The following is a 14,510-nucleotide window of genomic DNA, read 5'->3' as shown; positions in this document are numbered from 1 at the left end:
ATTAATTCTTCGAGTCATATTGTCAACTTGGTTTGACTGGGTGGGGGGGCAAAGGTTAAATTAATTAGTTAATTTCTTCGGTAATTATTGCCTAACCCACCCGCTAAATAATCTTAACTTTTAATCCGATGGGGGGGGATTTTCTGCGCTTGGCGAGCGAGTTTCTGGGGGAGTATCTTTTTCGATAGTTTCTTCTGGGGGCAAATCTTCCTCGGTAACTTCAATAATCACCGTTTCGCTAACAGCAATAGTTTCGACGTCAACAGTTGCGACAGGTTCAGTCGGGGGAATTTCTGGGGCATTTTCGGAAGAGTTGATCTCTTCCGTTGCCAAATCAAAATCATCGAAATCATCGAAATCATCGAAAGTTTCCCCATCATCAATAATTTCTGCGGCTTTTTCCCCAATTTCTGTCACTGATTCTGTAATAGTTTCCCCGATAGCTGCCGCTTTTTCGGCAACGGGGGCAACCGTTTCTTGAGCTTTTTCCCCAATTTCTGTGACCGATTCTGTAGTAGTTTCCCCGATAGCTGCCGCTGTTTCGGCAACGGGGGCAACCGTTTCTTTAACCGTTTCTTTGACTTTTGCTGCTACTTTCTCAGCTTTAGCTTTAGTTTTGGGGGATTGAGAGGAAGTAACTTTCCCCAGACGATTGCCTAACCAACCGACAATAGTAAATAATTTAACCGGTTTGTCGGGATAAAAAAGTGCTTGTCTGAGTTTGAGAGTTTGCCAAGCGAAAGCAATAAATAAAATGGCTGCGGCAGCTTGTCCGAGGAGGATAGCGCCTGTAATCCTTCCCGCGCACAACCAGAGGACAAGAGCATAGAATAATCCTACCGCACTCCAGAGAAAATCATCTTGACGGTGGCGATCGGGGGCGATAAAAGCGGTGGTGAGGAGGTACAGACTACTCAATCCCACAACGACCGCTAGGATATAGGGCAACATTTGCGATTCTCCTTTGACATTTCCTTTTTTATTGTGCGTTATTTGGGGTCGATCGAGTCTATTTTTTGATTAATTTTGGAAATTCTCAAGTCAGATCGTCTTTACCTGTGTTTATGAATAGTCATCGTTAATATTAGGAAATTCTGGGTTTATCCTCTAAACAAGCTTTCGTAGCAAACAATTAAGTTTTGAGATTTAACAAGCAAAGAGGAATTAGGAACCCTTGATCAACCCACAGACAAACTGCTATCTTTAGTAATTAGTGCCGATGAGAAATATTTGATTATTGTTAGGGCTGACAAAACTATAAAAATCTGGCAGAATAAAGCGTTTCTCCCCTAGATGAGCTGCGTTTTTGCGACTGAAATCCTTACTGGGGCAAATTTTTATTTATACTTCACCTTGACGAGAAACGCTGAAACTAGGATAAAATAGGAAAATTAAGACAAGTATTCCGAGGATTCTGCCTAATTTATTTAATCCTAACTAACGTTTTTTAATTAAACTCAATCCCGCAGCAATTAAGCCTAAACCCAATAATCCCCAAGTGCTACTAGGTTCGGGAATTCCTAAGGCTTTCAGTGCCAATTGACCGATTAATTGATGACTGCGGGTGGTGGGATGAATATTATCCCAAAAAAGGTATTCATTCGGATTAGGACAAACTTGGATAGGTTGCACGGGAATTCCGTCTTGAATGGTACTTAAACAAGCTTGATCAACATTAGTAAATCCGTACTCAATGGGACGATTGCGAGCATCGGCAAACAGGGAAAAAATGTCAAGGGAAGTAATTTCAATACTGGGGAGATTTTGCGATAAACTACTCAAAGTGAAGGCCAGTAAGCCGTTATGAGATTGGGTGATTAGACTAAGATTGCTGGAGTTAGGAGTTGATAAGGTGGCGGGTAATTGCCCTAAATCTGGTAAATTGGGAATGAGAAAATTTCTAGCACCAGCATTGTAAAGATCAATAATATAATCGCCGATATTGTCAACGGAATCACTCACATTGATTGGCTGATTACCAAGATAATCATTCGCACCACCAAAGACAATATACAAAGCATCAGAGTCCACGGCTGGATTTGTCAACAAGAAACCGCCTACTTGTTGTTCAATGCCGGGCAAGCCGGGATCTACTGTGTTAGCATTGCCAGTAGTGGCACCAGCGATAGCAAAATTTGTCTGTAGAGTGGGGGTGAGTCCTAGGGATGTTTGCAGATATTCTACCCAAACTATACCATTAGAAAATCTTTGGTCGTAGGGAGGCTGGGGGGCAATTCCTCCAGAGGCAATAAAAAATCGCCCAGCATCGGAGAGACTATCCCCAAAAACAAATGCCTGGCTAAAGGCATTGGCTGCGGTGGGGACGCAAAAGGAAAGAATGACAAAACCTGTAACAGACAGAGATTTTTTCAGGTGGTTATTGAACATAAAATAGATGGGATTCTACCCTAGATCAATTAGCGTGTTCTGCACAAATTAACATATTTTGGCTCAAAAAGCTTTTTTTGTAAGATATTTTTAACAAATCCGCTCAAGGGTTTTTAAAGTTAAGAATTTAACTTTTGCTATGATTGACTTAACCCCGACAGCTAGTTGATAGCAGAACAGTAGCTGGGGGTCTAGAGATGAGGCCAAATCCCGTCACACTTCCTCTTGATGAGCAACGTTGTCTTAAATTATCAAAATCGAAACTTATGCCGACAATATTTTATTGGGGAGAAGATGAATTTGCTATTAACCAAGCAGTGAAAAATCTGCAAGTAAAACTTCTCGATCCCAATTGGATACAGTTTAATTATGATAAAATCAACGGCGATCGCCATGAAGCAATTATCGAGGCCTTCAATCAAGCGATGACTCCAGTTTTCGGCATGGGAAATCGTTTAGTTTGGTTAGCGGATACGGTTATTTGTCAACAATGTTCCGAGGATATTCTCAAGGAATTACAGCGCACTTTGCCCAATTTACCCGAAAATTCCTATCTGTTATTAACCAGTACCAAAAAACCCGACTCCCGCTTAAAATCGAGCAAGTTTATCCAAAATCAGGCAGAGGTTAAAGAATTTGAACTAATTCCACCTTGGAAAGTCGAGGAAATTGCCCAAAGAGTTAGGGAAATTGCCAAAGAAGTGGGAGTAAAATTAACTCCCGATGCGATCGAACTCTTAGCAGAAGCGGTGGGAAATAACAGCCGCTTGCTGTGGATGGAGTTAGAAAAACTGCGTTTATTTAAAAATAATTCGGCGGGAACTATTGACAAAAAGGACATTTTAAGCTTAGTCAATGCCAGCAATCAAAGCAGCCTACAGTTAGCCAGTGCGATTTTAAAACGGGAGACAGGCAAGTCCCTAGAATTAGTCAATGAATTATTAAATCGTAACGAGAACCCCTTGGCTATCACCGCCACCCTAGGGGGTCAATTTCGCACTTGGGCAATAGTGAAATTAAAAATTGAAGAAGGAGAAAAAGACGAGAAAAATATCGCCGCCGCCGCCGAAATTGCCAACCCCAAGCGACTATATTTCATTCGCAAAGAGATACAATCCTTTTCTTCTAAACAACTTCTCGCCACCTTGCCCATACTTCTCGAATTAGAATATCGTCTCAAGCGGGGTGCAGAACCTTTGGCGACTTTGCAAACCAAAATTATCGAACTTTGTTGTTTATTGGTGACTTAATACTCTTCCTTGCTTTTCAGAAATCCTCTAGAATAGGATTATATAGACTTCTAAATAACCACAATGACCGATGATGCCATCCCTAGTCTAAACTTAGCGATCTCTAGTTTAGCCACGAGTAATCATTTCGCCCGTTGGGTGACGAAAGCACCCCTACCGGGGGGATATGTGCATCATGACTGTGAATGGACCGAGAGTCTAACCACGGAATGGATGGCATGGCAGGAAATGTTCTGTCTGGAAAAAATGCCGACCTTGCCGATGTTAGAGCAATTAGAAGGAAATTATCGACCTAAACTGACTCTTTCGGGAGAAGGCGGCAGTTATAGCGGTCAATTAATGCAGAAACTAGGTATTAGTCTCTGGGAATGGTTATTTCAAGCATCAATCAGTCAAAGTTTCGCCCAAAGTCAGGGAATCGCCCTCGGCAAAAATCAGCCCCTGCGAATTCGCTTGGAATGTCGCAATCCCTATTTAATTCTGCTGCCCTGGGAAATTATGCAGCAAGCGGGTAAACAGGCCATATCTCTACATCCGAATATACTCTTTAGCCGGACCACCAGCGATGTGGACCCACTGCCACCGATAAAAACGAGTAATAGTCTCAATATTCTCTTAGTTATCGGCGAAAAACAGATTAAAACCGCCGCTAGTTCCCTCAACCTCACCGCCATTAATACGGGTGGAGAAACTAATTCCGACCAGGCACTGGAATCCGAGGCCGCCAATCTTATCCGGGCCATCTCCCCTGGGGGCAGTGGTTCCCTCCCTCAGAATTGGGGAGTGAAAGTCAAAGTCAATACCCTAATTCGACCGGGGTCCGAAGAACTGACCAGGTCCTTGGATACGGGTAAATATCAAGCTTTTTTCTACGCTGGTCACGGAATGGCCGCCCCCAATGGCGGTTCCCTATTTCTGCGGACAGGGGAACAGGTAAACGGGACGGAGTTAGCCCAAGCTTTGGTCAGAAATCAGGTCATTTTAACGGTTTTTAATGCCTGTTGGGGTGCTTATCCCGCTAAATCGGGTCAGGAGATGATTCCCCGCAGCAGTCTGGCGGAAGTCTTGATTCACCACGGCGTTCCCGCAGTTTTGGCCATGCGAGATGCGATCGCCGATCGAGAGGCCTTGAGTTTTATCGAAGTTTTTACCCGCACCCTCTTCGGGTTCAAAGACAAAGAAGCGCAGATGTCCAACTTGTTTCCCGGTCCGAGAGTCCCTATCGATCAGGCCGTTCGCATCGCCAGGCAGCAGTTATTAACCCTCTACAAGTACAATCAGCCCGCTTGGACTTTGCCGATTCTCTATATGCACCCGGAATTCGACGGGCAATTGCTGCAAACCCTTGATGAGACTCAATCACCGACGGTTATGCCCAATATCTCCAGAACCATGCCCGCCGCTTTCTTATACTATCTCGATCGTCCCGAAAGAAAATGGTCAATCCGTGGTGGTGGCATGAATATAGGACGGGACATGGAAAATGATCTACAGATTACTGAAAAATGGGTTAGTAAAAACCATTGTCGGATAATTTGCCGTAAAAATGCCGATCATCCAGACTATCAATACTTTCTCGAAGATTTCTCCCGTTTTGGTACTTTTATCTACCAAGATGGCCACTGGAAGCAGGTACATAACCAAGAAGTTCCCCTAGAGTCCGGTTTACAGATTCGCTTCGGCAGTTACCAAGGCCAAATCCTCGCATTTGTGGTGGAATAATTAGGGTTTGCTGAAAAAGTTTGTCGTCGGGGTGGGGTGTGGGGTGTGGGGTGTGGGGTGTGGGGTGTGGGGTGTGGGGTGTGGGGTGTGGGGTGTGGGGTGATGGGAAGTGGGGTGTGGGGTGTGGGGTGTGGGGTGTGGGGTGTGGGGTGTGGGGAAGTGGGGTGTGGGGTGTGGGGAGAACAAATAAAATAATCTCCTGTCTCCTGTCTCCTGTCTCCTGTCTCCTGTCTCCTGTCGACCGCCTTCGTTAACTAAGTTTTTGCTTCCTCTTTCAGGGAATAAATTGGTTTAAACCAACCTTTGCGCCAGAAGTAGAAAATCAAGCCTCCCGCTACGGCTAACATAACTAACCAGACCAGGAAATAACTCCATTCTCCTTTTAATTCTGGCATATTCTCGAAGTTCATGCCATAGACACCAACGATAAAAGTTAAGGGAATAAAAATCGTCGAAATTACGGTTAAAAACTTCATAATTTCGTTTAATTTATTGCCCATAGTGGACATATAAACATCCATCAAACTCGCCGCTAATTCTCGATAAGCTTCGATAATTTCCAGAATTTGAATGACGTGGTCGTAGGAATCCCGAAAATAAATTTGTACCTCATCGCTGACTATACCATGATGGTCACGCATCAGTAAATGTAGGACATTTCGCATCGGCCAAATTAAGCGACGCAGTGCCAATAATTCCCGACGGACATCATAGATTTCCTGCATTGTATCTCGATCGGGATTACTAATAATCGCATCTTCCAACGCTTCAATCCGATCTTCGTAGTGTTCTACCACGGGAAAATAACCATCGATAATCGTATCTAATAATAAATAGGTTAAATAATCCGCCCCCGATTTCCGTACTCGTCCCTGGGAAGCGCGAATTCGATCTCTGACTATCTCAAAACAGTCCTGTAATTCCTCCTCTTGAAAACTTAAAAGATAGCGTTTTCCCAAGACAAAACTCACCTGTTCCGTATCAAAACCGCTTTCATCTTCTTTCAGTCGCACCATCTGAGAAATCACTAACAATTGATTGTTATAATCTTCTAACTTGGGTCGCTGCGGCACATTAACCACATCTTCTAATAATAAAGGATGCAGATTAAAAATTTCCCCTACTTGTTTTAAAACCGTCTCACTACCTAACCCTTGAATATCCATCCAAGACACGGTATTTGTGCCAATATAGGGGGCGCAAGCATTGGGGGTAATATCCACCTTGCGAATGGCGTTATCTTCATCGTAGTCGATTAAAATAATCCGCGAGGGTTTGGCATCCGGTTCGATAATTAATGTCCCCGGTTCACTACCCGGTTCATCATAAAAATAATCGAAGTAGTCTTCTTCCTCGTCTCCATCGGTATCGGGACGATTGTTGACGAATATATCGGGTTGTAGTTGGGTCATAAGCTTACAACAATCTGGCTAGTTTGGGCAATAAGAAAACAGAAAAGTTAAAAAATTTAATTTGCCTAAAGTTACTATCTATCGCCATGAGATTACATTGACATACTCCCACCGTCAAGCTACGCTGTGACGGGGGATTCTTTCCACATCGCTGTTAGAAATTCCTTGTTCAACGAGACAACTTAGATTCTCAATGTCTCCACTGAAAACCCAGAGGTCGGACTCTCCCAAGGCGTTTGGGTCGGTTTCTGTTTGCCCAACAGTACCGTTGACACTTCGACTTCGCTCAGTGTCAATGCCGAGCGAAGTCGAGGCATTGAGATGATTTCCCAAATATTGCAACCCTTTTTTAAGAATATTTATTGCTGCATTATGATCCCTATCTAAGACTGTTTTACAATTGGGACATTGATGAGTTCTAGTGCTTAAGGTTTTTTGAACTCTCGTCCCACAAACTGAACAATCTTGGCTAGTGAAATGAGGAGGAACAGCAACACAAACAATCCGATAAATCTTGGCAAAATAATTCAACCATTCAGTGAATTGATACCAAGAAGCATCACTAATCGACTTGGCAAGTTTACGGTTTTTGACTAAGTTTCTTACCTTTAAAGCCTCATAGACTACCAGATCATTAGACTGGACCAACGCCAAAGCATCTTTAATTGCTTTGTCTTTACGTTGTCTTGACACTTTAAGGTGAAGCTTGGTAACCTTTACCCGTTGCTTGTGATAGTTTTTAGACTGTTTTTTTCCTTGACGAAACTTTTTGGATAACCGTCTTTGTGCTTTTTTAAGTCTTTTTTCTGACTTGCTTAAATAACGTGGATTCTCTACAGTATTCCCTTGAGCATCGGTATAAAATTCCTTTAACCCTAAGTCAATTCCTGTTATTTGTCCCGTTGGTTTATGGTATTCTTGCCGTTCTACGTCAATCAAAAACTGGCAATAATAACCATCGGCACGTCTAACAACTCTTACCCGTTTAATCTGTTGCTCTGAATAATAAACTAAGGTTTTTTGATTACACCATAAATCAAATTCTCCTGCTTTAAAACCATCGGTAAATTTAATTTTACGTCGATCATCAGATAGTTTGTAGCCTGTTAGTTTATACTCAACCGAACGGCTATGCTTTTTAAACCGAGGAAAACCCTTTTTCCCCGGTATCTTAGCATGACAATTCTGGTAAAACCTATTAATTGATTGCCAGGCTCTATCAGCAGCCGATTGACGAGCTTGAGAGTTTAATTTATTAACCCATGGTGTCTCTTTATTGTTAGCTAGTACCGCACAAAGCTTTTGAAGATCATTCCGGGTTGTCCCCTTATTGTCCATCCAATAACGAACACAAGAGTTACGCACAAACTGAGATGTTCTAATTGCTTCATCAAGCCGGTGATATTGTTCTGGTGTCCCGTTTTTTAGCTTGGCTTCTACGACTAGCATTGATTAATCCTCGACCCTGGATCAATTAAGTATAACACAGTTTACCTACAAATGGTAGAATTAAAATCGTGCTTCGCAGTCAATATCCTGGTCGGATTTCATCCCCCGCAAAGGTTGATGTCTTGTCGAAAAATTTAGCGGGGGCATTCATCCGACATTTTAGGTAAACTGAAGATTGTTTACTGATTTATTCCCTCCTGATAATTGTCAACGATGAGATTAATCGGGAGAATTAGCAATATTGACGGCCAAAATTTATGGAATCCGCCTCTTTTATTCCCCGTCTAGTTATCCCCGTCGGTGATCCCGCCGGAATCGGCCCTGAAGTGGTGTTAAAAGCGATCGCCGATTACCCAATCTCGTCCGGTTGTCAGATTACTCTAATCGGCACCAGAACGCTTCTCGAAAAAGCCTATCACGATCCCCATCCTCTCGAGCGCTTTTCTCTGATCGATTTGCCCTACAATCAAGAAAAAATCGTTTGCGGGCGTGGGGATGCCCATAGTGGTGAAATTAGCTTTCTTTACCTGCAAGAAGCCATAAAACGCACCCTCAAGGGCGAATTTGACGGTATTGTCACCGGTCCGATCGCTAAATCCTGTTGGCAGTTGGCCGGTTATGATTTCCCCGGTCAAACCGAGGTTTTAGCTACCATGGCAGGAATTAACCGTTATGGGATGCTATTCGTCGCTAAATCCCCTCACACCGGCTATAACTTACGCACTCTCCTCGCCACTACCCATATCCCCCTGCGAGAAGTTCCCGATACTCTTAACCCCGATCTGATGACCCGAAAACTAGACCTATTGATCGAGTCTTTAAAGCTAGATTTTGGCATCGATCGCCCAAAAATCGCCATATCTGGCCTTAATCCCCACAGTGGCGAAGCGGGAAAACTGGGAAGGGAAGAAAAGGACTGGTTACAGCCTTGGCTGCAGTCAATGGGACAAAAATACCCGCAAACCCAATTAATCGGCCTTGTCCCCCCCGATACCCTTTGGGTGGAACCGGGACGCGCTTGGTTTAGCGGTGCAGGGCAAACCGCCGACGCATATCTGGCATTATACCACGATCAGGGCCTAATTCCCGTCAAATTAATGGCTTTTGACTGTGCTGTTAACACTACCATCGGTTTACCTTTTGTTCGCACCTCTCCAGACCACGGGACGGCTTTTGATATCGCCGGTCTTGGCATCGCTAGGGCCCAGAGTATGCAAGCGGCAATCCAATTAGCGATCGAATTATGTCAGCAGCGGTACAACCAGAGAACTAAACTAGAGATATAGCGCTCGATAGGAGACAATTGGGATATGGGTATCGCTTCAGTTAACCCTGCCACGGGAGAAATTCTCAAGACTTTTACCCCTCTAACCTCGGAGGAATTGGCGACGAAATTGGCCCTAGCTGAGGCAACTTTTCAGCAGTATCGCCACACCGCCATCAGTCAACGGGGACAGTGGTTACGGCAAGCGGCGGATATTTTGGAACGGGATCAAGTAGCATTGGCTACAACCATGACTTTAGAAATGGGGAAACCGATCAAGTCAGCGATCGCAGAAGTTCTCAAATGTGCCTTGGTTTGTCGTTTTTATGCCGATAATGCCGCCGGTTATCTGGAAGATGTGCTGATTGCCACCGATGCTAGTCGCAGTTTTGTCCGTTATCAACCTTTAGGGGTAATTTTAGCGGTTATGCCCTGGAATTTCCCCTTATGGCAAGTATTTCGCTTTGCTGCTCCCGCTTTAATGGCGGGAAATGTCGGCCTACTCAAACACGCTTCTAATGTTCCCCAATCAGCTTTAGCGGTGGAAAGAATTTTATTAGAAGCCGGTTTTCCCGATGGCACTTTTCAAACTCTTTTGATCGGGGCCGATCGCGTTAGTGATTTAATTAACGATGAACGGGTAAAAGCCGCCACTTTAACTGGTAGTGAACCGGCGGGGATCAGTTTAGCAGCCGCCGCAGGAAAACAGATCAAAAAAGTGGTTTTGGAGTTGGGAGGTAGTGATCCTTTTATCGTTTTAGATACTGCCGATATCGAGGTGGCAGCGGCTACGGCAGTGACGGCAAGATTGTTAAATAATGGTCAGACTTGTATCGCCGCTAAACGGTTTATTGTTATGGAAACTGTCGCCGATCAATTTGAACAGTTATTAGTGGCCAAATTCCAAGCTTTAAAAGTTGGTGATCCCCTCGATGAAACTGTTGATATTGGTCCTTTGGCCACGGCATCGATCGTCTCGGAAATTGCCGCTCAAGTGGAAAAAACCGTCGCTATGGGTGGTAAAGTCCTTGTGGGGGGTCAACGTTTAGAGGGAAAAGGTAACTTCTATCTACCAACGATTTTAACCGATATTCCTGCTGGTTCTCCGGGGGAAAAAGAGGAATTTTTTGGACCGGTGGCTTTACTATTTCGAGTCAAAAATATCGAGGAAGCGATCGCTTTAGCTAATGATAGTCCCTTTGGTTTGGGTTCTAGTGCTTGGACGAATAACCCCGCAGAAATTGAGCGTTTAATTACCGAAATTGAGGCCGGTTGTGTGTTTATTAACGGTATGGTTAAATCCGATCCTCGTTTACCCTTTGGGGGGATTAAACGTTCCGGTTTTGGACGGGAATTAAGTGTGGAAGGTATTCGCGAATTTGTCAACGTTAAAACTATTTGGATTAAGTAAGTAAATTCAGTTATCAGTTATCAGTTATCAGTTATCAGTTATCAGTTATCAGTTAGAAAAGCCTTATATTAACTTAATCTTTTTATAAAAATATGCCGCGTATTATTGATAATATTGAGTCCCATTTATTGCCAATTTTACGCGAAAGTTTATTGTTGGCCCAACGCGCTGATTTTTGCGTGGGTTATTTTAATTTGCGCGGTTGGCAGTCCATTGATACCTATATTGATCACTTTCTCGGTGGTGATTTGTCCTGTTGTCGTCTGCTGATTGGTATGCAGCAAGCACCCCAGGAATTACTACAGCAATCCCTGTCTTTATTGAAGCGCTCAAATGATATAGATAAGGCTACTTCTGCTCGTTTAAGAAAACAAATTGTTCAGGATTTTTGCCAACAATTAACTTGGGGGAATCCTAGCAATCGAGATCAGGCAGCTTTGCAACGGTTGGGAAAACAAATTCAATCGGGTAAGTTAGTAATTCGCTTATTTTTGGGCTATAATCTCCATGCTAAATTATACCTTATTCATCGACAGGATGTCAATAACCCAACGGTGGGATTTTTGGGTAGTAGTAATCTAACTTTTGCGGGATTACAACAGCAGGGAGAATTAAATATTGATGTCCTTGACCACGATGCTTGTGCCAAATTACAAAAGTGGTTTAATGATCGTTGGTTGGATGCTTGGTGTTGGGATATATCCTCGGATATTGTCAATGTGATTAACGAAAGTTGGGCCCGGGAAAGTCTTATTCCCCCCTATCATATCTATTTAAAAATAGCCTACCATCTTTCCTTTGAAGCCAGGGCCGGTTTAGCGGAATACAAAATTCCCCGACAGTTTGACCAAGACTTACTAGATTTTCAGAAATCGGCCATTAAAATTGCCGCTCGTTATGTGCAAAGACGCGGTGGGGTCTTAATTGGCGACGTGGTGGGGTTAGGAAAAACGCGCATCGCTTCCATTCTAGCATATATTTTGCAGGAAGACTACGATTTAGAAATCTTAATTATTTGTCCGAAAAATCTCCTAACCATGTGGGAGGATTACAGCTATAAATACAAATTAAGAGCGAAAATTATCCCCTTAAGTCAGGTTATGCAGGAATTACCCAATCTGCGGCGCTATCGGGTAGTAATTATCGATGAAAGTCATAACCTGCGTAATCGGGAGGGTAAACGTTATCGGGTAATACAGGAGTACATTAACACCAATGAAAGTCGCTGTATTCTCTTGACTGCGACTCCCTACAATAAAAACTATCTTGACCTGTCCAATCAACTGCGTTTATTCATTCAAGAGGATACTAATCTCGGAATTCGTCCCGAAAGACTACTAGAATCTCTGGGAGGAGAAATCGAATTTAATCGCAGATACCAATCTCCGGTCAGGTCCCTAGCAGCCTTTGAAAAAAGTGACTCTCCCGACGACTGGAGAGACTTAATGCGTCTCTATATGATTAGACGGACTCGCGGTTTTATTAAAAATAATTATGCTACAGAAGACGAACAGGGTCGTCGGTATCTAAAATTTGCTGATGGGTCGAGGGTTTATCTTCCCCAACGACAACTAAAGACAATCAAGTTTGACCTACAAGACTCGGTTTATGCGCGTTTATATTCGGAAGCAGTGGTGATAACTCTCAACGGATTGAAGTTACCCCGTTACGGATTGGGAAATTATCTAATTAAAGGATGCAAAGGGACAGGAGAGGAAGAAACCATCTTAAAAAGTCTATCCCGTGCGGGTAAAAGATTAATGGGTTTTTGTCGGACGAATTTATTTAAACGTTTGGAGAGTGGAGGGTATGCTTTCCTGCAATCCCTTGACCGTCATATTCTCCGTAACTATATTTTCCTTCATGCCATGGCCAAGAATTTACCCCTTCCCATCGGGAGTCAGGATCCAGCTTTGTTAGACACTCGTTATCTGGATGAGGATTTAGTCACTCAGGGAGAAGATGAAAGTATAGAAACCGAGGAGACTGGGGGGATAACCGGGTTAGAAAAAGAGTATCAAAAAAGAGCCGAACAAGTGTATCAAAAGTATAGCGGTGATTATCGCAAGCGCTTTCAGTGGATTAACCCCGAGGTGTTTAAACCCGCATTGAAAAAAGACCTAAAATCCGATGCCTTGGCTTTAATAGCATTGTTGCAAACCTGTGGGACCTGGCAGCCGGAGACCGACGAAAAGCTAGAGAAGTTATGGCAGCTGTTAGAGGAGAATCATCCCAGAGAAAAGGTGTTAATTTTTAGCCAATTTGCCGATACAGTCAGTTATTTAGTCACTCAGTTGCAAAATCGGGGAGTGGATAAGATTGCGGGAGTGACGGGAAACTCTGCTAATCCTGCGGAAATTGTCCATCGTTTTAGTCCCCGCAGTAATTCTCAGCAAGTGGGGGAAGAAATACGAGTCTTGGTTGCGACGGATATCTTGAGTGAAGGGTTAAATTTACAGGATTGTGCCATTATCGTTAATTATGACCTACCCTGGGCAATTATTCGCCTGATTCAACGGGCCGGAAGGGTAGATAGAATCGGTCAAAAAGCAAGTCAGATTCTCTGTTATTCCTTTTTACCTGCGGAGGGAGTGGAGAGAATTATTAAACTGCGGACGAGACTATCTCAAAGACTGCGAGAGAATGCGGACGTGGTGGGGACCGATGAGATATTTTTTGAGGAGGAGATGGATAACCAGACTTTATTGAATCTGTATCATGAAAAATCTGAGGTTATCGATGAAGAGGAGGATCAAGAAGTGGATTTAACCTCGGAAGCGTATCAAATTTGGAAAAATGCGATCGAAGTTGACCCTAGTTTAAAACATACCATAGAGACTCTGCCGCCGGTGGTTTATTCTACCCGTTGCCATAGTGGGACAGCAACCCATCCGGAGGGAGTCATGGTTTATCTAAAAACTGCCGGGGGGAATGATGCTTTAGCATGGATTGATAAGCAGGGAAATAGTGTGACTCAATCCCAATTAACTATTTTACGGTCCGCTGCCTGTCATCCCCAAACCCCGGCCATTCCCCCCCATCCCCAACACCATCAGTTAGTACAAAAAGGTACAGAATTAATCGCGGAGGAGGAAAACAACTCCGGATCTAAATTGGGACGATTGACGGGAGCAAAATTTAAGACATACGAGCGCTTAAAAAGGTATTCTCAAGATAGTAAGGATGATCTATTTGCTCATGAGGATTTATGCAAGGCTCTCGACCAATTGTATCATTATCCCCTTAGACAGTCGGCTCTCGATCGCTTAAATCGTTGTTTAAGAACCGGCATCAGTGACCAACAATTGGCAGATTTACTGGTATCTTTATATCAAGATGACCGTCTCTGTATTGTTCACCCACAAGAATCCACCCAAGAACCTCAGATTATTTGTTCCTTGGGTCTATTTCAACCATAGTAGCTTGATTCATGAATCAAGCTACAAAGCACGATGTTATCCTCTTGTGTAACCCATCGGGAAAAGGAGGGAGATCCTCCCTTATCTCGTTCCAAGGTTCTACCTTGAATAAGGTAGGGTTGATTCATGAATCAACCCTACCCTTGATAAGGGGGGTGTCTGATAATTTTTAACGCTTACCTACTTAACTGATAA

At 43.5% G+C, this 14,510-nt stretch carries 9 protein-coding genes; 5 read left to right on the top strand and 4 right to left on the bottom strand.

Going from position 1 to position 14,510, the window contains the following annotated elements; all coding sequences use genetic code 11:
* Nucleotides 1-120: 120 nt before the first annotated feature.
* Nucleotides 121-951: a Ycf66 family protein gene (locus RAM70_RS15835; RefSeq protein ID WP_312674579.1), complete on the bottom strand. Its 831-nt coding sequence runs from the start codon at nucleotides 949-951 to the stop codon at nucleotides 121-123.
* Between the two features lie 486 nt (nucleotides 952-1,437).
* Nucleotides 1,438-2,388 (bottom strand): SGNH/GDSL hydrolase family protein, encoded by a 951-nt coding sequence (locus tag RAM70_RS15830; RefSeq protein ID WP_045357432.1) that lies wholly within the window; start codon nucleotides 2,386-2,388, stop codon nucleotides 1,438-1,440.
* Between the two features lie 266 nt (nucleotides 2,389-2,654).
* Between RAM70_RS15830 and holA the strand changes: the two genes are divergently transcribed.
* Both holA and RAM70_RS15820 read left to right on the top strand, forming a co-directional pair.
* The gene (holA, locus tag RAM70_RS15825; RefSeq protein WP_045357429.1) at nucleotides 2,655-3,638 is read left to right on the top strand and encodes a DNA polymerase III subunit delta; all 984 of its coding nucleotides are present in this window, start codon (nucleotides 2,655-2,657) and stop codon (nucleotides 3,636-3,638) included.
* A 63-nt stretch (nucleotides 3,639-3,701) separates the two neighbouring features.
* A complete protein-coding gene (locus tag RAM70_RS15820; protein ID WP_045357427.1) occupies nucleotides 3,702-5,360 on the top strand; it encodes a CHAT domain-containing protein in 1,659 nt (552 codons plus the stop codon).
* Between the two features lie 254 nt (nucleotides 5,361-5,614).
* Here the strand turns inward: RAM70_RS15820 and corA are convergent, their stop codons facing one another.
* On the bottom strand, nucleotides 5,615-6,772 hold the full coding sequence (corA, locus tag RAM70_RS15815; protein ID WP_312674572.1) for a magnesium/cobalt transporter CorA: 1,158 nt from the start codon (nucleotides 6,770-6,772) through the stop codon (nucleotides 5,615-5,617).
* A 114-nt stretch (nucleotides 6,773-6,886) separates the two neighbouring features.
* On the bottom strand, nucleotides 6,887-8,221 hold the full coding sequence (locus RAM70_RS15810; protein WP_312674570.1) for an RNA-guided endonuclease InsQ/TnpB family protein: 1,335 nt from the start codon (nucleotides 8,219-8,221) through the stop codon (nucleotides 6,887-6,889).
* Between the two features lie 257 nt (nucleotides 8,222-8,478).
* Between RAM70_RS15810 and pdxA the strand changes: the two genes are divergently transcribed.
* The 3 genes from pdxA (at nucleotide 8,479) to RAM70_RS15795 (ending at nucleotide 14,315) form a co-directional block, all read left to right on the top strand.
* Complete coding sequence (gene pdxA, locus RAM70_RS15805) at nucleotides 8,479-9,507, top strand: 4-hydroxythreonine-4-phosphate dehydrogenase PdxA (protein ID WP_312674568.1); 1,029 nt, start codon at nucleotides 8,479-8,481, stop codon at nucleotides 9,505-9,507.
* Nucleotides 9,508-9,531: 24 nt separating this feature from the next.
* Nucleotides 9,532-10,896 (top strand): NAD-dependent succinate-semialdehyde dehydrogenase, encoded by a 1,365-nt coding sequence (locus tag RAM70_RS15800; protein WP_312674566.1) that lies wholly within the window; start codon nucleotides 9,532-9,534, stop codon nucleotides 10,894-10,896.
* Nucleotides 10,897-10,988: 92 nt separating this feature from the next.
* Nucleotides 10,989-14,315: a helicase-related protein gene (locus RAM70_RS15795; RefSeq protein WP_312674564.1), complete on the top strand. Its 3,327-nt coding sequence runs from the start codon at nucleotides 10,989-10,991 to the stop codon at nucleotides 14,313-14,315.
* Nucleotides 14,316-14,510: the final 195 nt, after the last annotated feature.

Source organism: Microcystis wesenbergii NRERC-220, assembly GCF_032027425.1.
GTDB lineage: Bacteria > Cyanobacteriota > Cyanobacteriia > Cyanobacteriales > Microcystaceae > Microcystis > Microcystis wesenbergii_A.
Note: the sequence above shows the minus strand (reverse complement) of the source record. Positions and strands in the feature narration are given on the sequence as shown.